The organism is Mesorhizobium sp. LCM 4576 (genome assembly GCF_001854815.1).
GTDB lineage: Bacteria > Pseudomonadota > Alphaproteobacteria > Rhizobiales > Rhizobiaceae > Mesorhizobium > Mesorhizobium plurifarium.
In genome coordinates this window covers 1-22,469 of the sequence record NZ_MDDT01000048.1, presented here as the reverse complement: position 1 = coordinate 22,469, position 22,469 = coordinate 1, and the positions used below count along the sequence as shown (strand labels likewise).

Here is a 22,469-nt window from a genome sequence, read left to right as displayed (position 1 = left end):
GTCGGCCTAGCCCTCGGCCACGCCTTCAGCATATTGCGCCAGGAACTCCTCGCTCGGCGGGATCGGCTTGATCACGTCGATCAGCACGCCGTTGGGATCCCTGGTGATGAAATGGCGCTGGCCGAACGGCTCGTCGCGCAAGCTGCGCAGGATCGGCAGGCCCGCGGCGACAACCCGCTCATAGACGGCGTCGGGATCGCGCACCTCGAAATTGATCAGCAGGCCGGACGTGCGTCCCCGTCCCTCCTCCGGAATCGTTTCGTGGTCGCCCTGGACCATGCCAAGGTTGACGCGCCTGTCCTCGACTGACTGCAGGTGCACATACCAGTCGCTCTCGAAGAGCGGCTTGAAGCGGAGATGCTCGACATAGAAGGCGGCGGTGCCTGCGACATCACCCGTCATCAGCACCGGATAATAGCTGGTCGTCTTCATCTTTCCTTCTCCTCGCATCCAACATACAGTCTGTATGTAAATGTAAATAACATACAGGCTGCATGTATGCAAGAAGAGTCCGAACGCCGCTCCAACCGTGACCGCACCGAGGCGACGCGCGCGGATCTGATCCGCGCGGCGCGGAAGCTGTTCACGGAAAAGTCCTATGCCGAGACCGGCACGCCGGAGATCGTCGCCGAGGCCGGTGTCACGCGCGGCGCGCTCTACCACCACTTCGCCRACAAGCAGGCGCTGTTCGCGGCGGTCGTCGAGCAGGAGGCAGCGGCCGTGGCGGCCGAGATCGATCAGGCCTCGCCGCCATCGCTGTCGGCGCGTGACGCGCTGATCGCCGGCTCGGACGCCTATCTCAAGGCGATGCGCGTGCCCGGCCGCACGCGGCTGCTGCTGCTCGACGGGCCGGCGGTGCTTGGACGCGCGGCCATGGACGAGATCGACAACCGCCACGGCAACCGCTCGCTGCGCGAAGGATTGGTCGCTGCAATGCGCGCGCAGGCAATGACCAGATTGCCGGCCGAGCCGCTGACCGCGCTGCTGGCCGCCGCCTTCGACCGGGCGGCTCTGGCCATCGAGGCCGGYGCGTCCGCCGAGGACTACCGTTCGGTACTGATCGCGCTCATGGACGGCTTGTCTCCGGYCCCTCCTCGATCCACACGCCCGGCTCCATCTCGTTGAAGCGGCCAAGCTGGCGCTTGAATTCGTCGATCAGCCAGGACGCGGCCGGCTTGGGGCTGCGGTCGGCGCGGTGCATGGCATAGAGCGGCGAGCGCACCTCGCGATAGGGCTCCAGATCGAGCTCCACCAGCCTGCCGCTGGCGAGGTCGTCGGCGATCAGCCAGCGCGGCAGGCCGCCCCAGCCGAGACCTTCGCGCATTAGGGCATGCTTGGTGCGCACGTCGGTCAGCCRCCAGGTGCGATAGGCAAACACACCATAGTCGCGCCCGCGCGTCCGCTCTGACTGGTCGGAGACGACGAGCTGGATATGCTCGCGCAGGTCCTCGACAGCCACCGGCTTCGGCAGTTTGGCCAAGGGGTGGTCCGGCGCCGCCGCCGGCACCATCGAGGTGAAGYCGATGCGCAGCAGAGTGACATCGGCATCGCCTTGCAGGCCACCGAAGCYAAGATCCGACTGGCCATTGACGACCTGGTCGACGATCAGGCCGAGCGAGCCGATGTAAAGCCGCAGCATCACCGCCGGGAACTGCCCCTCGAAGGCCTTGAGCACGCGCACCAATGCCGGCGAAGGCAGCGCCACGTCGACCGATATCGCCACTTCCGCTTCCAGTCCTTGCCGGTAGCCGTCGGCGCGCGAACGGATGCGCTGCAGCACGCCGATCATGCGCCGCGCGTCCTCCAGCATCGCCTTGCYGACATCGGTCAGCTGCGGCTCGCGCACACCTTCGCGTTCGAACAGTTTCAGGCCGAGYTGCGCTTCGAGATTGGCGATGCCGTAGCTCACCACCGACTGCGCCCGGTTGAGCTTGCGCCCCGCGGCCGAGAAGCTGCCGGTATCGGCCACTGCCACGAGGATCTGGAGCTGATCCAAGGTCGGGTTTGGCTGCATAACCTCTCATCCATTTTATTGATGGATTGTATACATATTATACCAGTTATCCTGATAGGCCGGCAATCCCATATTGGCGTGGAAAGTTCAATCCAACCCCAAGGGGACACCGCCATGTCTATTCTTCTCGTTACGTCCAGCCCGCGCGGCGACGCTTCGCACTCGACCCGCGTCGCCACCGATCTTGCCCGGAAGCTCATTGCCGCCGATCCGGCCAACATCCTTGTCGTGCGCGATCTGGTCGCCAATCCGCTGCCGCATATAGATCCCGACTACGCCACCGGTATCTATACGCCGGCCGAAGCCCGCACACCGCGCCAGGCCGAGGTTGTCGGCGTTTCCGAGGCCGTGCTCGACGAGCTTTTCGCCGCCGACACCGTGATCCTCGCCACCGGCTTCATCAACTTCAACATCTCTTCGACGTTGAAGTCCTGGGTCGACCACGTCGCCCGCTCCGGCAGGACCTTTGCCTATGGCGAAGGCGGCCCGAAAGGCCTCGTCACCGGCAAGAAGGTCTATATCGTGCTTGCTTCCGGTGGCATCTATTCGGAAGGCGCCGCGGTACAGATGGACCATGCGGTTCCGTATCTGCGCAGCGTGCTCGGCTTCCTCGGCATGACCGACGTCGAAGTCATCCGCGTCGAGGGCGTCGGCATGGGCGCTGACGCGGTCACCGCAGCCCTTGCCAAGGCCACCGCCAAGGTCGATGCGATCGCGGCCGCCACTGCCGATCACGCCGCCGTCGCGGCCTGACCGCCGACGCCGTAAACGAAAGAGGCAGGCGCCCRCCAGCGCCTGCCTCTTTCTGTATTTCGCTCCCTCCCGGCGCTGGTGATCGTGGCGATCCAGAACGCGGTGCCGATCTGGAACGACTTTTTCTTCCCGCTGGTCCTGATCACCTCCGACAATTTGAAGACACTGCCGCAAGGGCTGACCGTGTTCGTCGGCGAATTCACCACCGACTGGGGGTGCTGTTCACCGGGCTGACACTGGCGGCGCTGCCGATTACGCTGCTCTACATCGTGCTGTCGAAGCAGTTCATCTCCGGCATCACCCAAGGCGCCGTCAAATAGGCGCGGTCGAATAACGAAGAGATCGAGGATCATAAGTGGCGAACCAGAACAAGATCATCATCACCTGCGCCGTAACGGGCTCGATCCACACTCCGTCAATGTCGCCGCATCTGCCGGTGACGGCCGAAGAGATCGCCACCGCGGCGATCGAGGCGGCCGAGGCGGGCGCCGCGATCGTCCACCTTCACGCCCGCAACCCGGTCGACGGCCGCCCCGACCAGTCGACCGAGGCCTTCGCGCCTTTCCTGCAGGTCATCAAGCAGCGCTCCAACTGCGTCGTCAACATCACCACCGGYGGTGCGGCGACGATGAGTGTGGAGGAGCGCGTCAGGCCGGCGAAGGTGTTCGCGCCTGAGGTCGCCTCGCTCAACATGGGCTCGATGAACTTCGCGCTGTTCCCGATGCTGGAGCGCTTCAAGACCTTCGAGCACGACTGGGAGCGGCCTTATCTGGAATCCTCGCGCGACCGCATCTTCCGCAACACCTTCGGCGATATCGAGCACATATTGCGCACCTGCGCCGACAACGGCACGCGCTTCGAGATCGAGTGCTACGACATCGGCCATCTCTACACGCTGGCGCATTTCGTCGAGCGCGGCCTGGTCAAGGCGCCGTTCTTCGTCCAGAGCGTGTTCGGCATCCTTGGCGGCATCGGCACGCATCCGGAGGACGTTGCCCACATGAAGCGCACCGCCGACCGCCTGTTCGGCAACGACTATCACTGGTCGGTGCTGGGCGCCGGCCGCCATCAACTGCCGATCGCCACTCAGGCGATCGCGCTCGGCGGCAATGTCCGTGTCGGCCTCGAGGACTCGCTGTGGATCGGCAAGGGCAAGCTCGCCCGTTCCAGCGCCGAGCAGGTGACCAAGGTGCGCCAGATCATCGAAGGCCTCGGCGCCTCGATCGCCACGCCCGACGAAGCGCGCCAGATCCTGCAGCTCAAGGGCGGCGACAAGGTCGCGTTCTGATCAAGCAGAGGCTGGCCGGCGCAACCGAGGGCGGGCTAGCCGAACATCCTCTCGCCCTGCTCGTCGACGAGCTGGATGCCCTTCTTGATCGAGATGTCGACGGCGTCGTCCAGCCCGGCGAAGCGGTCGGCGCGGATGAAGCGATGTTCCTTCATCACGCCGTCGACCTCCTTGGAGACGACGCCGCAGGTCTGGTACTGGCCGTCGRCCTTGTAGGGCGTGGCGCTGATCAGGAAGCCCTTGTGCTCGACCTGCTTGGCCGGCTTGGCGGAACCGGTCTCCGTAGCCTCACCACCGCCGCCGCCGAAAAGCTTTTTCAGAAAAGACATTTTTCAAAACTCCATTTCACGCGGGCGCCGCAGGATTCATGGCGCATCTGTTCATTCAGACTTTGTCTCAGCATGCGCGAATGCGCCGCCGTGTTCCAGTCCCCTGACGAAAACGCCGACCAGCAGCTCGACCTGACGCCRAATCTCCTCGGCCTGCCGGCTGTTGGAATTCGCCACATAGCCGCTGGTCACGATGCCATGCACGCTTGACCACAAGGTCCGCGCCGCAAGCGCGCGGCGCTCGTCGTCGAGGCCGAAATCGCCGGCCTTGAGCACGCCGGCGACGATGTCGAAGAGTGCGTCGAGCAGCGCGTCATAGGCATCGGGGCCTGGCCGCGTCGCGCGGCGCCGGTTGAAGGCAAGCACCGCCGGCCAGCTGCCGGGATGCGCCTCTACGAAACGCACATAGGCCGCGGCCATGGCCAGGATGCGGTGCTGGACATCGCTCACCCCTTRCCTTTCGAGATCGGCCATCGCCGCCAGGCCTGTCGCRCCGAGCCGGTCGAGCAGCCGCATGTTGACGGCGCGGTGCACCTCGTCGAGATCGGTAAAGAGGTTGTAGACGGATCCGACCGAAATGCCGGCCTGCTCGGCGATGGTGCGCGCTTTCAGGTTCTCGGCGCCGCCCTCGTTGAGCAGCGCCTCGGCGATGGCGAGCACCTTCTCGCTCATTTCTTCCTTGTCGAGCGCCATGCTCTTTCCTGTCCTTATCTCCGGAGCCGGCGCGCCCGGCCCGGATTCATTCCATTGCCTGCGTTTACCATGCCCAACGCCTCATGAACAGCGTTCAAAATAATTCTTGAACAATGTTCATCTCCTGCTACGCCGGCTTCGTGAACATCGTTCACACAAATAGGGAGAAGGACCATACTTAGCCTGATCAAGACATTGCTGGACGGCGCCAGCGCCCGGGCCGAGGACAATCTGAAGGACCTTCGCCATCGATACCGCACCGACGAGCGCATCGCGGCCGAGACCACCGCCAAGATCGAGAAGGCGCGCAATGACAAGCTGATCAGCGAGTATGTCGGCAAGGATTGATCGCCTCTCGGTCGATAACGAAAAGGGCCCGGATCGCTCCGGGCCTTTTGCGCTGAACTGAAGAACTGCAGGCGGCCTTAGAGCGTTTCACCGTTTCACGGAAACGGCGAACCGCTCTATCTCTTTGTTTTTACGCAATTCCGGACGGAAAACCGATCACACTTTTCCTGGAATTGCTCTAGCGGCGCGACAGCGCCTCGATAGCCTCGGCGGYGTCTTCGAGGATGCTGATCGCCTCGGCCTGCTTGTCCTCCGGCGCATCGGCGATGTCGCCGAGCGCGGCGCGCAGCCGGTGGCGCAGCGCACGGAAGCGGTCACGCGTTTCCGAACGGCCGCGGCGCCCCTCGTCCTTGTCGTCGCCCCAGCCGAACCATTCGCGCGCCGCGGCCATCTTGCGGCCGAAGCGCTCGAGATGGTCGAGCACGCTGTCGATCATCTCGCGGTTCTCCTCGAGATGCGCCCTGCCGGCCTCGGTGATCGAAAACACCTTCTTGTTGCCTTCGCTGGCCGACACCGCGTAGCCCGCCTCCTCCAGGAAGGTCAGCGTCGGATAGACCACGCCCGGGCTCGGGCTGTAGATGCCGCTGGTGTGCTCTTCCAGCGCCTTGATGATGTCGTAGCCGTGGCGCGGTGCATCGGCGAGCAGCGACAGCGTGATCAGCTTGAGATCGCCGTCGGCCAGCATGCGCCCGGCGCGGAACATGTCGCCCGGGYCGCCGCGGCCRCCACCCCTGYCGCCATGGCCGAACGGACCGAACCCGCCGCCCCCTCTGCCACCGAATTTGCCGGCCATGCGCATGAACATGCGCTCGCCGAAATGATTGTGCCCGAAATGGTCGTGTCTGTGCATGGATTGCTCCTTGAGTTATATCTTACGATACATCTTAAGTTAGGCGCACTTCCCGTGGAGTCAAGATATATCTTACGATGTATCGTACAACGCGCCAAGGCCCTGGCGTCACGGTGATTTGGGAAGTGGAGCCCGCCTACCAGTGACCCTTGCGCCGGTTCCAGGCGTAGAGAAGGTCCGCGAAACGGTCATAGGCAAAGCGCGTCAGCGGCAGGGTGACAGGGTTGCCGAACAGGGACGCCAGCCATCCCTCGCCCGGCGTGAGCCGCCACACCGCAACGGCCACGTCGGCGCMGACCAGCAACCGCCCTGCGCTATCGGTCGTATGCAGCCGGCGGCGGATATCCTCGAGCGAGGCGCCGAAGGCAGAAAGCGCTTCGGGTTCGAAATTGATGTCGCGGAATTCGACGTGACCCGACTTGACCGCCTCGATCAGCCGCCTCTTCTGGCGGCTGATGYCGGCGTCGCACACCGGACAGCGCGTGTTGTACCATACGGTGAGCAAAGGCGCGGACACGGCCCGACTATCGGCGATAGAGCATGATGCCGAAAAGTGTGATGCGGTTTTCGGACGACATCATGCTCTATTCCTTAGATTGGAGACGGATTCAGATTTCAGGTCGTTCGACCTGAGATCATCCGTCTTTAGGCGCGGCGCCGCAATGTGACCGATCAGTCAAGCTGTCTCCGCGCTTCACCCAAGCGAACTGATGATCTCGCGATAGGCGAATTCCGGGAACGCCTTCATCGTCCGCGTCTTGACGTTGCCGCCCGACGACAACATCAGCGCGAAGCGGGCGAGCACCGCGTCGTCTGGGGCTTCGACGATGGCCACCATGTCGCATTCGCCCATGGTCAAATAGAATGATTTGAACGAGCCGCCCATTTCCCCCAGCAGCTTCTTGGYGGCATCGAGCCGTTTCGGCGACTCCCGCACATTCCTGGCGCCCAGCTCGGTCCAGTTGATAAGCACGATGTAGGTTGTCATGGCACACCTCCCTCCGGGGCCACGGAGCGCGGCGCCGTTACGACCGGCGCCGGGGCGGGCATCCGGCTTGTCGCCCACAAATGCATCCGACCCCGAAATTATCCTCCTGTCGGGCAAACCCGGCAAGGCGGCATGAGAGATGGCCGGGAACGCAAAAAGGGCGCCCGAGGCGCCCTTTTGATCTTCGTATGATTGCGTTCCGCTCAGCTGTCGAGGAAGCTTCTGAGCTTGCGCGACCGGCTCGGATGCTTGAGCTTGCGCAGCGCCTTGGCTTCGATCTGGCGGATACGCTCACGCGTCACCGAGAACTGCTGGCCGACCTCTTCCAGCGTGTGGTCGGTGTTCATGCCGATGCCGAAGCGCATTCTGAGCACGCGCTCCTCGCGCGGGGTGAGCGAGGCCAGCACGCRTGTGGTCGTCTCGCGCAGGTTGGCCTGGATCGCCGCGTCGATCGGCAGGATCGCCATCTTGTCCTCGATGAAGTCGCCGAGATGCGAATCCTCCTCGTCGCCGACAGGCGTTTCGAGCGAGATCGGCTCCTTGGCGATCTTCAGGACCTTGCGCACCTTTTCCAGCGGCATGGCGAGTTTTTCCGCCAGTTCCTCCGGCGTCGGCTCGCGGCCGATCTCGTGCAGCATCTRGCGCGAAGTGCGCACGATCTTGTTGATCGTCTCGATCATGTGCACCGGAATGCGGATGGTGCGCGCCTGGTCGGCGATCGAGCGGGTGATGGCCTGCCGGATCCACCAGGTGGCGTAGGTCGAGAACTTGTAGCCGCGGCGGTATTCGAACTTATCGACCGCCTTCATCAGGCCGATATTGCCTTCCTGGATGAGATCCAGGAACTGCAGGCCGCGGTTGGTGTATTTCTTGGCGATGGAGATGACGAGGCGCAGGTTCGCCTCGACCATTTCCTTCTTGGCGATCGCGGCCTCGCGCTCGCCCTTCTGCACCTGGTTGACGATCTTGCGGAATTCCAGGATCGAGATCGCCGTTTCGGTGGCGAGATTCTGGATCTCGGCGCGCAGCTCCTTGATCGTGTCCTTCTCGTTCTTGGTGAATTCCTTCCAACCGCGCGAGGTGAGATTCGCGATCGAGCGGGTCCAGTTCGGATCGAGCTCGGAGCCCTGATACTCCTTGAGGAATTCCTCGCGGCGCACACCGTAGCTTTCGGCAAGCCGCAGAAGCTTGCCCTCGTTCTGCACCAGGCGCTTGTTGATGTCGTAGAGCTGCTCGACCAGCGCCTCGATGCGCGCGGCGTTGAGCGACAGCGACTTCACCGCCTTGATCAACTGGTCCTTCAGCTCCTTCAGGCGGCGGTCCTGGCTGGGCGAAAGCGTGCCGGCGGCGGCCAGGCGGTTCTCGACCTGCTGGTCCTGCAGCTTGCGCAGCTTCTTGTAGGTGTCGGCAATGACGTCGAGCGTCTCCATCACCTGCGGGCGCAGTTCCGCTTCCATCGCGGCCAGCGACAGGCTCGCCTCGTCCTCGTCGTCTTCCTCTTCCTCCAGCCCGCGCGTGTCGCCGCCGACATTGGTGATGTCGTCTTCTTCCTCGCGCGCTGCCGCGCGGCCGCGCGGCTTCTCTTCGGGCTTGGAGGGCGCTTCCTCGACGCGTTCGACGACCGGCGCCTGCTTGGCCTCGGGGCCGGCATAGGTCGCCTCGAGGTCGATGATCTCGCGCAGCAGGATCTTCGATTCGTTGAGCTCGTCGCGCCAGATGATGATGGCCTGGAAGGTCAGCGGGCTTTCGCACAGACCCGCGATCATCGTCTCGCGGCCGGCCTCTATGCGCTTGGCGATGGCGATTTCGCCCTCGCGCGACAGAAGCTCGACCGAACCCATCTCACGCAGATACATGCGCACCGGGTCGTCGGTGCGGTCGGTCRGCTCTTTCTTGGTGGTCGTGGCGGCGACGGCGGTGCCGGTCTGCTCGGCGAGCTCGTTGGCGTCCTCCTCGCTGTCGGCGGRCGCTTCKCCTTCGGTCYCTTCACCCTGCTCGTCGTCCTCGACGACATTGATGCCCATGTCGTTGAGCATCGCATTGATGTCTTCGATGCGGTCCGGATCCGTCTCTTCCGAGGGCAGCACCGCATTGAGTTCGTCGAGCGTGACATAGCCGCGTTTCTTCGCGGCCTTGATCATCTTCTTGACAGCATCGTCGGAAAGGTCGAGCAGAGGGYCATCGGTGGCGCCTTCACGTTCGGTCTCGACCTCTTCCTTTTCCTTTGTCGCCATTCTTTGTCGTCTCCAAGCGGCCTTATATCGAAGCCGCGTAAACTGCCGGACCGGTCATGCCGGACGCGCTCGCACCAGAACGCTTCTTACCGGCCCACCAACCGCATCATCTCTTTTTGGTACATGTCGTTGCCCCAAAACCGGGTCTCCACTTTTGGGCGACATGCATTAAGTCCAGATTAACCCTGATATCTGGGGCAGGCACTTTGCCTGTCCAGCCATCACCAGTACCTCACATCGCTCAAATTTCCCGCCGACGCCGGGGCACGGTTAACGTTTCGAATCGTCCTGATTCCGCCAATCTGCCAGAAGGTCAAGCGCCTCTGGCATGATTCGCATGAAAAAAGCGAATCAATTACCCGACTTAGAGGCGTCGATTCGACGCGCTGCGCATTTCCACTTCACTTCCAATGGGCGGTGTTGGGGCCCTAAACGCGGCCAACCCTGCCCGACGACACGCCGAACCCTTCGATCAGCGCTTCCGTTGCCTGCACATCGTTGAATTGCGCTTGAATCTCGACGAGATGCCGGAAGTTTTCGTCCGAAGGGTCTGCATCGAGCGCCGCCTGCGCCTGTTTCAGCTCTCTATGTAATGTGCGGGCGCTACGCTGCAAGTGCATCGCCTGGTTGAAGGCGTCGCGGGCGTCATCGAGCGCCGCGGTCTCGAGCGCCGGCCACTGCCGTGCCCGCTTGATCAGCTCCACCGCCCGCTCCCAGATGCCGCCGCATCCGGCGCGCTCGATGGTGGCGATGACCGCGCCGCGCTCGTCGGCCGCGTCATGCGCCATGGCGTCGAGAATAGCCGCATGGAGCTTGYGCAAATCCGAATTGGCAAGGTCGAGGAATTCGACATGCGCGAAATTCTCGTCGATCAGCGCCGGATGGTTGACGAGCGCCACGATGATCGTCGCCTCGCGCACCGACATCCCCTCGCCGCTGCGCTTGACCAGCGCCGACTGTCCAAGGCTTTCGGTGATCGCGATGCGGCCGCTTCCACCTTTGGCGAACTGGCCGCCGAGCGCCGCGGCCTTGCCCTGGCCTCGATCTCCCGGCCGGCCGCCATCCTTACGGCCCTGCCTGGTGTCACGCTGGGCGCCAAAGAAACTCCGCACGCGCTCGCGCATCACCTGTTGATATTCGTAGCGCACACTTTCGTCGCGGATACGRCTGGCGAGCTCACTCAGCCTCTTTCCTAATTCGGCGCGACGCTCCGGCGTTTCGAAGACGCCGCCGGCGGTCTCCCGCATCCATAGCAGGTCGACCAGCGGCCGCGCATCGGCCAGCACCGCCCGGAATGCGTCTGGGCCCTCGGCCTTGACCAGATCGTCGGGGTCCTTGCCTTCCGGCAGCAAAGCAAAACGAGCCGAGCGCCCGGCCTGCACCGAAGGCAGAGCGAGATCGGCGGCACGCCATGCCGCTTTCAACCCGGCCTTGTCGCCGTCGAAGCACAGCACCGGCTCCGGCGCCATGCGCCACAGGAGCTCGAGCTGGTTTTCGGTGAGCGCCGTGCCAAGCGGCGCCACGGCGTTCTCGAAGCCGGCCTGCGCCAACGCGATCACGTCCATATAGCCTTCGACCGCGATCACCGTTCCGCCCTTTGCCAAGGCCTTGCGGGCGCGGGCGAAATTGTAGAGCACGTTGCCCTTGTGGAAGAGCTCGGTCTCGGGCGAGTTCATGTATTTGGCCAAGGCGTCGGGCGCCAGCGCGCGACCGCCGAAGGCGATGATCTTGCCGCGCGAATCCGGGATCGGAAACATGATGCGGTCGCGGAACCAGTCATAGGAGACCGGAATGTCGTCGCCATGCCGCACCAGTCCGCAGGCCTCGATATCGGCCTTCGGCACGCCCTTGGCAGCGAGATGCTCCTTCAACGCATTGCGGCTGTCGGGCGCATAGCCCAGCCGGAAGGATTGCTGCGTCGCCGGCGTCAGCCCGCGGTCACGCAGATAGGCGCGAGCTTTGGCGCCGTCGGCGCTCTGCAGCCGCTCCTGGAAAAAGGCCGTCGCCATTTCCATCACATCGGTCAGGCTGGCGCGTTCCTTCTCGCGCCGTTCTTCCCGCTCATCGCGCACCGGCATCGGCACGCCGGCCATTTCGGCGATCTTCTCGACCGCCTCGGGAAAACTCATGCCGTCGAGTTCGGTGAGGAACTTGAAGTGATCGCCCGAAACCGAACAGCCGAAGCAGTGGTAACGGCCCTTCTTGTCCTCGCAATGGAAGGACGGGCTTTTCTCGCCGTGGAACGGGCAGCAGGCCCAATAGTCGCCGCGCGACGTGTTGGTCTTCTTCCTGTCCCACGCGACGCGCTGGCCGATGACCTGAGAAATCGGCACACGGTCGCGTATCTCGTCGAGGAAGGCGGGCGGAAAGCGCATCGGGTGAAAGCTCGTTTGCCTCCATATAATCGAGCCGCCCGGGCACGGCCACTCCGGCCAGCCGATCGTACCCGCTTTTCACAGACGAAAAGAAGGCGGCCGGAAGGCCGCCTTCTGAATTTCCGGATTGCCGTGGATTAGTGCGCGGCGATCGCGCCGAAGATGATGCCGGAAAGGATGYTGACCAGCACATAATCGTTGCCGACGCGGATCCACTCCTGACCGGGGCCSGGGCGGCGCAGGCCGTAGCGGTTCCRGTCGCGGATCGGCTGATGGCGCTTCCAGTTGGAATATTTCTGGCCGTTGCGCCAATGGCTGCGCTTCACGACGACCTTCTTCTTCACGACACGCTTGTCGACATGCCTGCCGGGCTTCTGCCAATCGACCCGAGTGTAGTTCGACTGCGGCGTGCTCGGCTGGACGAGCGGCGCGGCCTGGCCGGAGAAGGCCGAGGCGRCCAGCATCGAGGCGGTGAGGGCGGAAAGTATGAGACGCTTCATGGTCGGTACTCCTTGTTGTCGATAGACGGAGGAGTAACCGCCAATGGATGAACCGAAACTGAACGCCAGAATTACAATTCTGTAATGGTTTCCGATGCTTGCGCAAGCTACTTCAACAACGCCTCGGATCGTCCCCGGCTATGYCGCCGAGGTTGGGCAGTATGAAGCGAAAACGCAGCCGCCGGGCGTATGCAACCAATGCTTCCTCCATTCATTTCCGACATGCGCCGTCGAGCCGAGACGATCATCGCATCAGAAAAATCTATTATTCGGCTAATCTTAATTGGTATATTTCGACGCGTTGAATGACTAAGATTCGTACTCCTCTCCGCGTCGCCGGAGCCAACTCGCGAGGTCGGCTGTGAGCGGCTCCGTCGTCCTCCTGCACCTTGCCGGCGCGGTGGCGCTGATGCTGTTCGCCACCCGCATGGTGAAGACAGGGGTCGAGCGCGCCTATGGYGACGTGYTGCGCCACAGGTTGCGYGCCACCATGCGCAATCCGGTCATGGCGGTRCTGGCCGGCTGTGGGCTGGCGGTCGCGCTGCAGAGCTCGACCGCGGTGACGCTGCTGGTCGGCTCCTTCGCCGGCGCCGGCATCGTTTCGGGCGCCRCCGGGCAATTGGCGGTGCGCGGCRCCGAGATCGGCTCGGCGCTTGTGGCCAAGCTGCTCACCTTCGACCTCACGCTTCTGGTGCCGCTCTGCCTGATCRCCGGAACTGTCATGTTCATGGCCACCGAACGGCGCGACTGGCGGCAACTCGGCCGCATCCTGATCGGCGTCGGCCTGCTGATCCTGTCGCTGGAGATGATCGGCCAGGCGTCGGAGCCGCTGCGCAACAGCCAGTTGATGYCGCTGATCATCAATTATTTCTCAGGCGATTCCATTACCACCTACCTGCTGGCCGCGCTGGTCACCTGGCTGTTCCAGTCGAGCATCGCCGCAGTGCTCTTGATGGCGACGCTGGCGGGCCGCGGGCTGATCACGCCRGAACTGGGTGTCGTCCTGGTGCTGGGCGTCAACCTTGGCTCGTCGCTGATTGCGCCGATGYTGACGCGGTCGGCGCCGCCGGAGGTGCRCATCGTACCGGTCGGCAATCTCCTGATGCGCGGCCTCGGCTCGCTGATCATGCTGGTCCTGATCATGACCTTCAAGCCGGATGTCGCCTTCCTCGGCAGGACCGCGCCGGATCAGATCGTCAACGCCCATATCCTGTTCAACGTGCTGATCCTGCTCGCTGGGCTGCCGCTGGCCGGTCTCGTCTACCGCGCTTCCGAAAAGATCGTGGYGCTGGGCACCAAGCCTCAACCCGCCGCCACGCTCGAGGTCGTGGAGCTTTCGGCGCTGAACGAGAGCGCCCTCGACACGCCGAGCCAGGCGCTGGCCAACGCCACGCGCGAGGTGGTGCGGGTCTGCGAGACGGTCGAGATCATGCTGAAGCGCATCATCGAGCTCTACGAAGATGCCGATCCCGCCAAGATCAAGGCGCTTGCCGCGCTCGACGACCGCGTCGACAGGAAGCATGCCGCGATCAAGCTCTATCTCGCCAAGATCACCAGGAATCCGCTGACCGAGGACGAGGCATTGCGGTGCCAGGAGCTGATCGGCGCCTGCGTCAAGCTGGAACAGGTCGGCGACATCATCGTGCGCAACATGCTGGTACATGTCAGGAAGAAGCTGGAGCGCGGCCTGGAATTCACCCCCGAGGGCTGGCAGGAGCTTTGCGCGTTTCATTCCTCGGTGCTGGCCAACGCGCGCCTTGCCTTCAACGTGCTGGTCTCGCGCGACCCGGAAACCGCCAGGCAGTTGGTTCTGGAGAAGGACCTGCWGCGCGAGCGCGAGAAGGAAACCAGCGCCAGCCATTTCCTGCGCCTGCGCGAAGGCACCGCCAAGAGCGTCGAGACGAGCTCGATCCACCTCGACACCATCCGCGACCTGAAGCAGATCAACTCGCTGCTTGCCTCGATCGCCTATCCGGTGCTTGAGGAGCGCGGCCTGCTCGGCGGCTCCCGATTGAAGGCAAGCTGAGCCGATCGGGACCTGCTGAAGAAATTAGTCTTTGCTCATCCTCGCTTCCGTCGGCTAAGGATCGCCTGAGGACCTGTTGGGAGGACGATCGGCCGATGGACACGCATTCGCGCAGCTTCGCCAAGGCGCTTTCATGGCGCGCCACCGGCACGATCGACACGATGATCATTTCGCTGGTGATCACCGGCAGCGTAAAGCTCGCCGCAGCCATCGGCGGGACAGAAGTTGTCACAAAGTCGCTGCTCTTTTACCTTCATGAGCGAGCCTGGCTGAAAATTCCTTACGGCAGAAACAAGAAGCCGGCCTCGTTGCCGGCGACCGAGGCTGAGCCAAATCTGATCAAGAAAAGCTAAAGCGCCATCGCCAATTTCTGCATTGCCGCGCCCGCCCAAGCGTGGTTTGAGGCCATGCATTTCCTCGCCTGTGTTTTGAATCATGCTGCCGCTGATTGCCCTTTTCCTTGCCGCCTTCGCCTTCGGCACCACCGAATTCGTCATCGCCGGCGTGCTGCCGGAGGTGGCGCAAGGCCTCGGCGTTTCGGTGCCGACCGCTGGCTATCTCGTCTCCGGCTATGCCTGCGGCATCGCCATCGGCGGCCCACTGCTGGCTTTGGTCACGGGCAAAGTGTCGCGCAAGACGCTGCTGATCGGCCTGACGATCGCCTTCACGCTTGGCCAGGTGGCCTGCGCGCTAGCCCCCGATTTCACCGCGATGCTTCTGCTGCGTATCGCCACCGCCGTGGCGCATGGCTGCTATTTCGGCGTCGCCATGGTGGTTGCGGTCAGTCTGGTGCGCGAGGACCAGCGCGGCCGGGCGGTCGCGGTCATCCTCTCGGGGTTGACGGTTTCCAATGTCATCGGCGTGCCCGCCGGCACCGCGATCGGCAGCCTGTGGGGCTGGCGCGCGACCTTCTGGGTGATGGGCGCGCTGGGCCTCGTCGCGATTATCGCTATGCTGGCGCTGCTGCCGCGAACGGCGGGCGCCGCCAACCGACCGGCCGGGCTGGCGCGCGAAGTTCGTGTGCTCGGCCGCCAGCAGGTCTGGACCTCGCTGATCCTCATGCTGATGCTGATGATCGGCCAATTTGCGCTGTTCACCTACATCACGCCGATGCTGCTCGAAGTGACCGGCCTCGACGATAGCCTGATCCCATGGGTGCTGCTGCTCAACGGCGTCGGCGCCACGATCGGCGTTCTGGTCGGCGGCAAGCTCGCCGACTGGAAGCTGATGCCGTCGCTGATCGTCATGCTCGCCCTGCAGGCGGTGGCGCTGGGTGTCATCCACCTTGTCAGCCCCTACCCGGTGCCGATGATCGTGGCCATCGTCATCTGGGGCGGTCTCAACTTCGCCATCGGCGCGCCGATCCAGACGCGCATCCTCGCCTGGACGGCCGATGYCTCCAACCTCGCTTCCTCGCTGATCCCGTCCGGCTTCAATGTCGGCATCGCGCTCGCCGCGTCGCTGGGCGCGGCGATGCTCAATGCCGGCTATGGCTATCRCAGCCTGCCGCTGGCCGGCGCGCTGGCCATGCTGGTGGCGGTGGTGGTGGCTGTCGCCTCGCAGGCCTGGGAATGGCGCAGCCGCGCGACGCCGCCGCTGCCGGCCGCGGCCGAGTAACGGACCAAGCTTTCGGTTTGTTGCCTCAGACCTTCGGTCGCGAGAAGTCCGCAGCTCCTGAAAGGATGGAAGCCAGGCTTTGAAGGCCTTCCTTCAACCGTTCGCGGTTGGGGGTAGCGCCTAGCGCCAGGCGGAAGCCATTGGCGAAGTCCGCCCCTATGGCGAACTCTTCCGCAGGGCTGATGGCCAGCCCCCGGCGACGGGCGATGTCGGCAAGTTCGGCTGAGCGCAACTCACTCTTCAGCGGATGCCACAGATGCAGGCCGGCATCCGTTGYCGCGAAAGCTTTGGAGAGGATGGTGCGGGCAATCTCTTGCCTGGCCAGCGCTTCGGMGCGTACGGCGTTGGTGATCTCGCCGGCAAGRCCGCTTCGCAGCCACTCGCAGGCAAGGCCCRTCATCAGCGGCGGCGCCATCATGGTGGTGCCGCGTATCGCTGCCGCGAACCGCTCCGCGGCTTGCGCGTCCGGCGCCGCCAGAAAGGCCGTGCGCAGGAAAGGCGATATGCATTTCGCCAATGTCGCGACATGGAGGGTTCGCTCGGGCGCCAAGGTCAGAAAGGCCGGCGGCGGCGCCGTCAGCAAGCGGCTGTAGGGATCGTCCTCAACGATGGCCAGCTCGAGCTTCGCGGCCATGCGGGCGAGTTCGCGCCGCCTGCCTTCGGGCATGACGGATGCGGTCGGATTTTGCAGCGTCGGATTGAGGTAGACGAAGCGGGCGCCGTGCCGTCGCGCCGCTTCTTCGAGATCGTCCGGCCGCATGCCCTCGCCGTCATCGCCGACAGCGGCAAGCTTGCGTCGCGTGGCCCCGGCCAGCGCGATCAGCCCGGGATAGGTCAGCGCATCGGCCAGGATCGTGTCGCCCTCCTGGGTCTCCGCCAGCACGACGGCCGTGAGCAGCGCCTGCGCGCCCGAACCGACAACGACCCTGTCGGCCGGTAGCCTGTCTCCCGCCGCGGCGAGCCATGACGAGCCGGCGGCGCGCTCCGCGGGCGAGCCCGGGCCGGGATGATAGGAAAGCAGCGCTTCCGCGCTGGAGCGCTTGAGCAACCCCTCGATGCCTATGCGGATCAGGGCCGGCAGGTTGAGGCCGGCAGGGGCCGGCGGGATGTTCATGCTGAGATCGAGGGCAGGCTCTTCCGGTTCGCCCGGCGTGACGAAGGTGCCGCGGCCCGCCGTCGCGTCGATCAGGTTTCTGCGCCTGGCTTCGGAAAACGCCCGCGTCACGGTCGTAAGATCGACCCCGAGCAGCCGGGCAAGTTCCCGCTGCGGCGGCAACCTGTCGCCCGGCTGCAAACGACCGTTCGAACGGGCATCCGCGAGAGCGTCGACGATCTTGAGATAGACGGGTCTTGGCCCCGCCGGCAAAGCCGGGAGCCAGCCGAGGTCACTTTCGCCGGTCACCTATCGCCATCCATACACTTTGTCGCATTGTATGCATACAAGAATGATATATGTATGTATCCGCGATCTCAAGRCCGGCTCGGCCTCACGCGAGATCCACTGGAGCGACGATCATGCAAGACCTTGCGCATTATCCACATCTGGTGCCCTGGCAGGTGGGAATTCGGGGCCGCTGTCCGCGTTGCGGCGAGGGCCACCTGTTTGAGGGATTCCTCAAGCTGGCGCCGAAATGCGACGTCTGCGGGCTCGACTATTCCTTTGCCGATCCCGCCGACGGGCCGGCCTTCTTCRTCATCTGCTTTGCCTGCGTGCCTTCGGTCCTGTTCGCCGTCTGGGCGCAGGTGACCTTCGAGCCCTCCATGTGGTTCCACGCTTTCGTTTCGATCCCGATCGTTCTCGCGACCTGCATCCCGCCGCTCAGGCCGCTCAAAGGCTGGCTCGTGGCAAGCCAGTTCTACCACAAGGCGGAAGAAGGAAGGCTGGCCAAGCCCGGCGAGTAACCGCCGAACCGATCTAAAGATCGATCCGATATTTGAGGCTTTCCGCGCCACCATAGGCGGCGGCCTTGGCGAAGCGCCCGACAAGCACTCCGCCATTGGCGAGGATCACCTTCTGGGATGCAAGATTGTCGAGGTCCGTGGTGATCTCGACATGGTCCAGGCCCACTGCCCTCGCCTCTTCGAGCATCAGCCGCAACGCTTCGGTGGCATAACCGCGCCCCTTCTTCCACGGCACCACCGCATAACCGATATGGCCAAGCACGTGCGGCGGCAGCGCCGATGTGCCTTTTTGCCAGCGCAGGCCTATCGAGCCGGCAGCCTCGCCATCCCAGATCCAGCGTCGAAAGCCAGGCAGGCGCGGCACGGTCGTGCCGTCGGGCAGTGTGATGGGYGGCCCCTTGGCCTCCGGATCGTCGAGGCCGGCAAGAAAGGCCACCGGATCCTGTTCGATCGCCTCGAGCTGCTCGCGCGTCGCTTCCAGCAGCCGCACATTGTCGGGCGACCACCCGCGCTCGAGCGCCGCCTTGTAGGACGGCAAATGTTCGAGTGCGGGTTTGACGATCTCGATCATTGTTCGTTTCCCTATCGAGACCGGGATAGCCGCCACGCGGATCGCTCTCAAGTCGCCTGGAACTGGATTTCGCCCTTGTTGAGGAAACAGGCCTTGTCGAACAGCGACAGGTCGAGCGGGTTCGGCAGCCGGATATCGCCGATATCCGGGAACGGTTTCCGGGCGGGATCGTAGGACCTGTCGACCTGGGAGATGAAGACCAGCACCAGCCCGCGTTCGCGGGCGAACGACCTCAGCGCGCGTATCTGGACCATGAGCTCAGGATTCTCGCGCTTCTGGTCGAGCAGTTGCAGATAGTCGATCACCGCCAGCGTGCCGCTAGGCGCCGACCGCAACGCCTCGATGATGTAGGCGGCGCTGATGGCGTCGGAATTGTCGAAGGTGAACAGGTGGTCGAAATCGGCAGGGTCGGCGCCGATGTCCCGGAACCGGCCCAGTATGTCGGCATGCATGTATTCCAGGGTGAAGAATACGGCGCGACCGCCCTGCTTCATGGCCGCCACGGCGAGTTCGAGGCTCATCAGCGTCTTGCCTTGGCCCGGTCGCGCCGCCACGAGGACCATGTCGCCGGGTATCAGCCGGGCCAGCAGCCTGTCGCCAGGCGCAGCCTCGGCGACCTTGGCCGCAAGCAGGCTCCAACTGGCAAAGCCTTCTTCACCGGCAACGCGGTCGAGCGCCTTATGGAGTGGAACATTTTCCCGGCGGGACAGGAGCCTCGCCTGGCGTTTCAGATGATGGACGGGTGCGGAAAGCCGCATCGAAAACCTCCTGCCGCGAGCAGTCTTGGCAACCCCTCCTTATGCCTGGCGCTCGAACAGTTGGTCGGGTGATCGACTGCCCTGCATGAACGATGCTTCCCGGTGGAGGGRGGAGGCGTGGGCGCGCCGGAATCAGATCATAGCGCAATCGAAGCGGGCCGAAAATCCGACCTCCAAAAGGTGTCGCTAAACTAGAAGTGTTTCGCCGAGGGATGCGAGACCTTCTATGATCGGCTCGGCTGATTCACGGGTGCGAGACATTTCGACGGGAGGGGCAAGAGGGTGCGGTTGAGATCTGTTCCGCTGGGCGCGGCCATCTTCTGCCTTGTCGCGATCCTGGCAGCGCTGACGGCATCGGTCAGCTCTTTCGCGGCCTTGCGGCCGTCGACCATTCCCGACTGGCTGCAGCGCCACGTCGGCGACGGCGAAGGCCAGATTTCTCAGATCGTGCTGGAGCGGGCGCGCGCGCTCTACCAGAAGAAGGTCAGCGAAGGCTCGGTCAGCAACCCCTGCTATTTCGCCATGGATGCCACGCGTCCCGGCGACCTCGGCAACAATGTGCTCGGCCAGCGTTATTATATCATCTGCGAAGCCAAGCAGATCTTCCGCGCGGTTTCCTCGGGCCATGGCGGCGGCCGCAACCTGAAGGGCGTCGCCGATTTCTCCAACGGCAGGCGCTGCGCGAAAAACTTCGGCAACGCGATGGACTCCGAGCTGACGGCCGGCGGCGCTTACTTGACCGCCGAGACCAAAACCTCCTTCAAGGGCTACTATCGCGTCGGCGCTGAGAACGCGGCATTCGTGCGCACCTTCGTCCAGTTCGACGGCGAAGGGGAGACGGCGAACGCCAGGCAGCGTGTCATCGGCGGGMACCCGGCGGTCATCCTGAAGGGCTTGTGCATGCGCAAGAACCCACAAAGCTCTTACGCCGACCACGACGGCTTTGTGYCCTACGGCAAGCTGGTGAATTACGCCGGCGGCCGCAGCAATGGCTGCACCAGCTGGTCGCCGGCCGATGCCGAGCAGATCATCCCCCTAGTGAAGAACAGCCCGACGACGCTCTACATCTACCCTGAATCGCGCGACATCGCCGCCGTCGCCCGCGCCAAGGCCGCCGGCCAGGCGCTCTCAAGCGCTGGTCCTTATTGGAACGCCTCCTGCCTGAAGGAGATCGGCACCCCCAAATTCTGGCCGAAGAAGATGCTGGAGCCGATCATCGCCCAGTACAAGAAGGATCATCCGGCGCCGCCGCAGCAGCCGGTGCCGATGTGCAAGGACTAAAGCAATTCCAGGAAAAGTGCGTTGCGGTTTCTGTTCGGAATTGCGTAAAAACAAGAACCTAGCGCGGTTCGGTGATTCCRTGAAACACTGAACCGCTCCAGGCTGCCGTCTACTGAAGCAGCCCCTTGATGATGGCGCTGGCCTTGGCGAAGTCCATCTGGCCGGCATATTTCTGCTTCAGTGCGCCGATCACCTTGCCCATGTCCTTCTGGCTGGCCGCACCTGTCGCCGCGATCGCCTCGCGCGCAGCGGTCGCAATCGCTTGATCGTCGAGCTGCGTCGGCAGGAACGCGCGAATAATCTCCATCTCGCCGCGCTCCTGTGCCGCCAGTTCCGGCCGCTTGCCATCCTCGAAGGCCTTGGCCGATTCCTCGCGCTGCTTCACCATCTTGGCGAGGATCTGCAGGATCTCGTCCTCGCTCGCCGGCGGCTTGCCGGCGCCGCGATTGGCGATGTCGCGGTCGTGGATGGCTGCCTGGATCAGCCGCAGCGTCGGCAGGCGGTGCTTGTCCTGCGCCTTCATCGCGCTCTTCATGGATTCGGCGATTTTCTCGCGCATCGTGCTTCTCCTTCGAATGCGGCGGACAATAGCTTCGCCGAACGGGTAACGCAAATTCTGGCAAGCCGCTGATATTGCTGGACGAATACTAATCAAACCTGGCTCGACGCAGCCTCATTGACCGCTTGGGCGCCTTCGCCTATGTACTCGGTCCTGCATGAGACAATGAGTTGACGCGAGGGAGCTGAAAATATCCAGCCCGCGCGTCTTGCCGCRCAAACGGTTCCGCCGACCCGTTGRAGCGCCTGACAGGAGTGCCGCCATGGCCACGACCACCGCCCCCTGGGCCACCGAAAAGCCGACCGCCCTTCTGGTGCTCGCCGACGGCACGGTGATCGAGGGCCGCGGTCTCGGCGCCACCGGATCGGCCGTCGCGGAAGTGTGCTTCAACACCGCGCTGACCGGTTACGAGGAGATCCTCACCGATCCTTCCTATGCCGGCCAGATCGTCACCTTCACCTTCCCGCATATCGGCAATGTCGGCACCAATGACGAGGATATCGAGGACTTGCATCCGGCCGCCCGCGCCGGCGCTGTCGGCGCGATCTTCAAGGCCAATGTCACCGACCCGTCGAACTATCGCGCCGCCGGCCATCTCGACCAGTGGCTGAAGCGGCGCGGCATCGTCGCGCTGTCCGGCATCGATACTCGCGCGCTGACCGTGCTGATCCGCGAGAAGGGGATGCCCAATGCCGTCATCGCGCATGCGCCCGACGGCGTCTTCGACATCGAGGACCTGAAGCGGCAAGCCGCGGCCTGGTCGGGCCTGATCGGCCTCGATCTCGCCAAGGAGGTCACGTCCGGCCAATCCTCGGTCTGGCGCGAGACGCCCTGGATCTGGAACGAGGGCTATGGCGAGYAGAGCGAGCCGTCAATGCATGTCGTGGCCATCGACTATGGCGTCAAGCGCAACATCCTGCGCCTGCTGGCAGGCCTCGGCGCCAAGGTCACCGTCGTCCCGGCCAAGACGGGCGCGGAGGAAATCCTGGCCATGCAGCCGGACGGCATCTTCCTGTCGAACGGCCCCGGCGACCCGGAAGCGACCGGCGAATATGCCGTGCCGGTGATCCAGAACCTCTTGAAGACCGACATCCCGGTGTTCGGCATCTGCCTCGGCCACCAGATGCTGGCGTTGGCGCTCGGCGGCAGGACCGAGAAGATGCATCAGGGCCACCACGGCGCCAACCATCCGGTCAAGGACCACACCACCGGCAAGGTCGAGATCGTGTCGATGAACCACGGTTTCGCCGTCGACGCAGACTCGCTGCCCGAAGGCGTCGAGGAAACCCACGTCTCGCTCTTCGACGGATCGAATTGCGGCATCGCGCTGACCGGCCGTCCGGTCTTCTCGGTCCAGCATCATCCCGAGGCCTCCCCCGGCCC

General features: G+C 63.9%; 25 protein-coding genes. 11 read left to right on the top strand and 14 right to left on the bottom strand.

Going from position 1 to position 22,469, the window contains the following annotated elements:
• Positions 1–6 precede the first annotated feature (6 nt).
• Positions 7–432, bottom strand: coding sequence for a VOC family protein (locus LCM4576_RS24475; protein WP_071035058.1), 426 nt, complete (start codon positions 430–432; stop codon positions 7–9).
• Between the two features lie 66 nt (positions 433–498).
• Here LCM4576_RS24475 and LCM4576_RS24470 point away from each other — a divergent pair, with 66 nt between their 5' ends.
• Positions 499–1,125, top strand: coding sequence for a TetR/AcrR family transcriptional regulator (locus LCM4576_RS24470; protein WP_071035056.1), 627 nt, complete (start codon positions 499–501; stop codon positions 1,123–1,125).
• Here LCM4576_RS24470 and LCM4576_RS24465 read toward each other — a convergent pair.
• Positions 1,067–2,014 (bottom strand): LysR family transcriptional regulator, encoded by a 948-nt coding sequence (locus tag LCM4576_RS24465; RefSeq protein ID WP_071035053.1) that lies wholly within the window; start codon positions 2,012–2,014, stop codon positions 1,067–1,069. The two genes, LCM4576_RS24470 and LCM4576_RS24465, sit on opposite strands and share 59 nt — an antisense overlap.
• Before the next feature lie 114 nt (positions 2,015–2,128).
• Here LCM4576_RS24465 and LCM4576_RS24460 point away from each other — a divergent pair, with 114 nt between their 5' ends.
• The 3 genes from LCM4576_RS24460 (at position 2,129) to LCM4576_RS24455 (ending at position 4,055) form a co-directional block, all read left to right on the top strand.
• Positions 2,129–2,767 (top strand): FMN-dependent NADH-azoreductase, encoded by a 639-nt coding sequence (locus LCM4576_RS24460; RefSeq protein WP_071035051.1) that lies wholly within the window; start codon positions 2,129–2,131, stop codon positions 2,765–2,767.
• An 84-nt stretch (positions 2,768–2,851) separates the two neighbouring features.
• Positions 2,852–3,001 (top strand): hypothetical protein, encoded by a 150-nt coding sequence (locus LCM4576_RS37300; RefSeq protein ID WP_244510902.1) that lies wholly within the window; start codon positions 2,852–2,854, stop codon positions 2,999–3,001.
• Positions 3,002–3,122: 121 nt separating this feature from the next.
• Positions 3,123–4,055, top strand: coding sequence for a 3-keto-5-aminohexanoate cleavage protein (locus LCM4576_RS24455; protein WP_040989481.1), 933 nt, complete (start codon positions 3,123–3,125; stop codon positions 4,053–4,055).
• A 35-nt stretch (positions 4,056–4,090) separates the two neighbouring features.
• Here the strand turns inward: LCM4576_RS24455 and LCM4576_RS24450 are convergent, their stop codons facing one another.
• Entirely contained in the window at positions 4,091–4,384 is a 294-nt protein-coding gene (locus LCM4576_RS24450; protein WP_071035049.1) for an HlyU family transcriptional regulator, read from the bottom strand.
• 51 nt (positions 4,385–4,435) lie between these two features.
• Complete coding sequence (locus LCM4576_RS24445; protein ID WP_071035047.1) at positions 4,436–5,077, bottom strand: TetR/AcrR family transcriptional regulator; 642 nt, start codon at positions 5,075–5,077, stop codon at positions 4,436–4,438.
• Between the two features lie 195 nt (positions 5,078–5,272).
• Between LCM4576_RS24445 and LCM4576_RS36595 the strand changes: the two genes are divergently transcribed.
• A complete protein-coding gene (locus tag LCM4576_RS36595; RefSeq protein WP_157900499.1) occupies positions 5,273–5,425 on the top strand; it encodes a hypothetical protein in 153 nt (50 codons plus the stop codon).
• Between the two features lie 178 nt (positions 5,426–5,603).
• Here LCM4576_RS36595 and LCM4576_RS24440 read toward each other — a convergent pair whose 3' ends face one another.
• The 6 genes from LCM4576_RS24440 to LCM4576_RS24415 form a co-directional block, all read right to left on the bottom strand.
• On the bottom strand, positions 5,604–6,275 hold the full coding sequence (locus tag LCM4576_RS24440) for a PadR family transcriptional regulator (RefSeq protein ID WP_071035045.1): 672 nt from the start codon (positions 6,273–6,275) through the stop codon (positions 5,604–5,606).
• Positions 6,276–6,411: 136 nt separating this feature from the next.
• Positions 6,412–6,780: a DCC1-like thiol-disulfide oxidoreductase family protein gene (locus tag LCM4576_RS24435; protein WP_071035115.1), complete on the bottom strand. Its 369-nt coding sequence runs from the start codon at positions 6,778–6,780 to the stop codon at positions 6,412–6,414.
• Positions 6,781–6,969: 189 nt separating this feature from the next.
• Entirely contained in the window at positions 6,970–7,263 is a 294-nt protein-coding gene (locus tag LCM4576_RS24430) for a GYD domain-containing protein (RefSeq protein WP_071035043.1), read from the bottom strand.
• A 203-nt stretch (positions 7,264–7,466) separates the two neighbouring features.
• Complete coding sequence (gene rpoD, locus LCM4576_RS24425; protein ID WP_071035041.1) at positions 7,467–9,497, bottom strand: RNA polymerase sigma factor RpoD; 2,031 nt, start codon at positions 9,495–9,497, stop codon at positions 7,467–7,469.
• 428 nt (positions 9,498–9,925) lie between these two features.
• A complete protein-coding gene (gene dnaG / locus LCM4576_RS24420) occupies positions 9,926–11,872 on the bottom strand; it encodes a DNA primase (RefSeq protein ID WP_071035039.1) in 1,947 nt (648 codons plus the stop codon).
• Between the two features lie 137 nt (positions 11,873–12,009).
• Complete coding sequence (locus LCM4576_RS24415; RefSeq protein WP_071035037.1) at positions 12,010–12,372, bottom strand: RcnB family protein; 363 nt, start codon at positions 12,370–12,372, stop codon at positions 12,010–12,012.
• A 361-nt stretch (positions 12,373–12,733) separates the two neighbouring features.
• On the opposite strand from LCM4576_RS24415, the gene LCM4576_RS24410 reads away from it, so the two are divergent.
• From LCM4576_RS24410 to LCM4576_RS24400, 3 genes are all read left to right on the top strand, one after another.
• The gene (locus LCM4576_RS24410; protein WP_071035035.1) at positions 12,734–14,398 is read left to right on the top strand and encodes a Na/Pi cotransporter family protein; all 1,665 of its coding nucleotides are present in this window, start codon (positions 12,734–12,736) and stop codon (positions 14,396–14,398) included.
• Positions 14,399–14,493: 95 nt separating this feature from the next.
• Positions 14,494–14,751, top strand: a complete 258-nt coding sequence (locus tag LCM4576_RS24405) for a DUF2061 domain-containing protein (RefSeq protein WP_071035034.1) — start codon at positions 14,494–14,496, stop codon at positions 14,749–14,751.
• A 79-nt stretch (positions 14,752–14,830) separates the two neighbouring features.
• Positions 14,831–16,015, top strand: coding sequence for an MFS transporter (locus tag LCM4576_RS24400; protein ID WP_116398000.1), 1,185 nt, complete (start codon positions 14,831–14,833; stop codon positions 16,013–16,015).
• Between the two features lie 25 nt (positions 16,016–16,040).
• Here the strand turns inward: LCM4576_RS24400 and LCM4576_RS24395 are convergent, their stop codons facing one another.
• Positions 16,041–17,417 (bottom strand): PLP-dependent aminotransferase family protein, encoded by a 1,377-nt coding sequence (locus LCM4576_RS24395; protein WP_071035031.1) that lies wholly within the window; start codon positions 17,415–17,417, stop codon positions 16,041–16,043.
• Between the two features lie 113 nt (positions 17,418–17,530).
• Between LCM4576_RS24395 and LCM4576_RS24390 the strand changes: the two genes are divergently transcribed.
• Entirely contained in the window at positions 17,531–17,917 is a 387-nt protein-coding gene (locus LCM4576_RS24390) for a DUF983 domain-containing protein (protein WP_071035029.1), read from the top strand.
• Between the two features lie 13 nt (positions 17,918–17,930).
• Here LCM4576_RS24390 and LCM4576_RS24385 read toward each other — a convergent pair whose 3' ends face one another.
• Positions 17,931–18,488 (bottom strand): GNAT family N-acetyltransferase, encoded by a 558-nt coding sequence (locus tag LCM4576_RS24385; RefSeq protein WP_071035027.1) that lies wholly within the window; start codon positions 18,486–18,488, stop codon positions 17,931–17,933.
• A gap of 47 nt (positions 18,489–18,535) precedes the next feature.
• Positions 18,536–19,246: a DNA helicase gene (locus LCM4576_RS24380; RefSeq protein WP_071035025.1), complete on the bottom strand. Its 711-nt coding sequence runs from the start codon at positions 19,244–19,246 to the stop codon at positions 18,536–18,538.
• 282 nt (positions 19,247–19,528) lie between these two features.
• On the opposite strand from LCM4576_RS24380, the gene LCM4576_RS24375 reads away from it, so the two are divergent.
• Positions 19,529–20,527: a hypothetical protein gene (locus LCM4576_RS24375; protein ID WP_071035023.1), complete on the top strand. Its 999-nt coding sequence runs from the start codon at positions 19,529–19,531 to the stop codon at positions 20,525–20,527.
• A 109-nt stretch (positions 20,528–20,636) separates the two neighbouring features.
• On the opposite strand, the gene LCM4576_RS24370 is transcribed toward LCM4576_RS24375, so the two are convergent.
• Complete coding sequence (locus tag LCM4576_RS24370; protein ID WP_041002361.1) at positions 20,637–21,086, bottom strand: GatB/YqeY domain-containing protein; 450 nt, start codon at positions 21,084–21,086, stop codon at positions 20,637–20,639.
• A gap of 262 nt (positions 21,087–21,348) precedes the next feature.
• Here LCM4576_RS24370 and carA point away from each other — a divergent pair.
• Positions 21,349–22,469, top strand: a 1,121-nt coding sequence (gene carA, locus LCM4576_RS24365) for a glutamine-hydrolyzing carbamoyl-phosphate synthase small subunit (RefSeq protein ID WP_071035021.1), incomplete at its 3' end; no start/stop codon positions are given.

Coding starts and splice junctions, on each gene's coding strand:
- LCM4576_RS24475 (WP_071035058.1), bottom strand. CDS start 432: ATGAAGACGACCAGCTATTATCCGGTGCTGATGACGGGTGATGTCGCA.
- LCM4576_RS24460 (WP_071035051.1), top strand. CDS start 2,129: ATGTCTATTCTTCTCGTTACGTCCAGCCCGCGCGGCGACGCTTCGCAC.
- LCM4576_RS24405 (WP_071035034.1), top strand. CDS start 14,494: ATGGACACGCATTCGCGCAGCTTCGCCAAGGCGCTTTCATGGCGCGCC.
- LCM4576_RS24380 (WP_071035025.1), bottom strand. CDS start 19,246: ATGCGGCTTTCCGCACCCGTCCATCATCTGAAACGCCAGGCGAGGCTC.
- LCM4576_RS24370 (WP_041002361.1), bottom strand. CDS start 21,086: ATGCGCGAGAAAATCGCCGAATCCATGAAGAGCGCGATGAAGGCGCAG.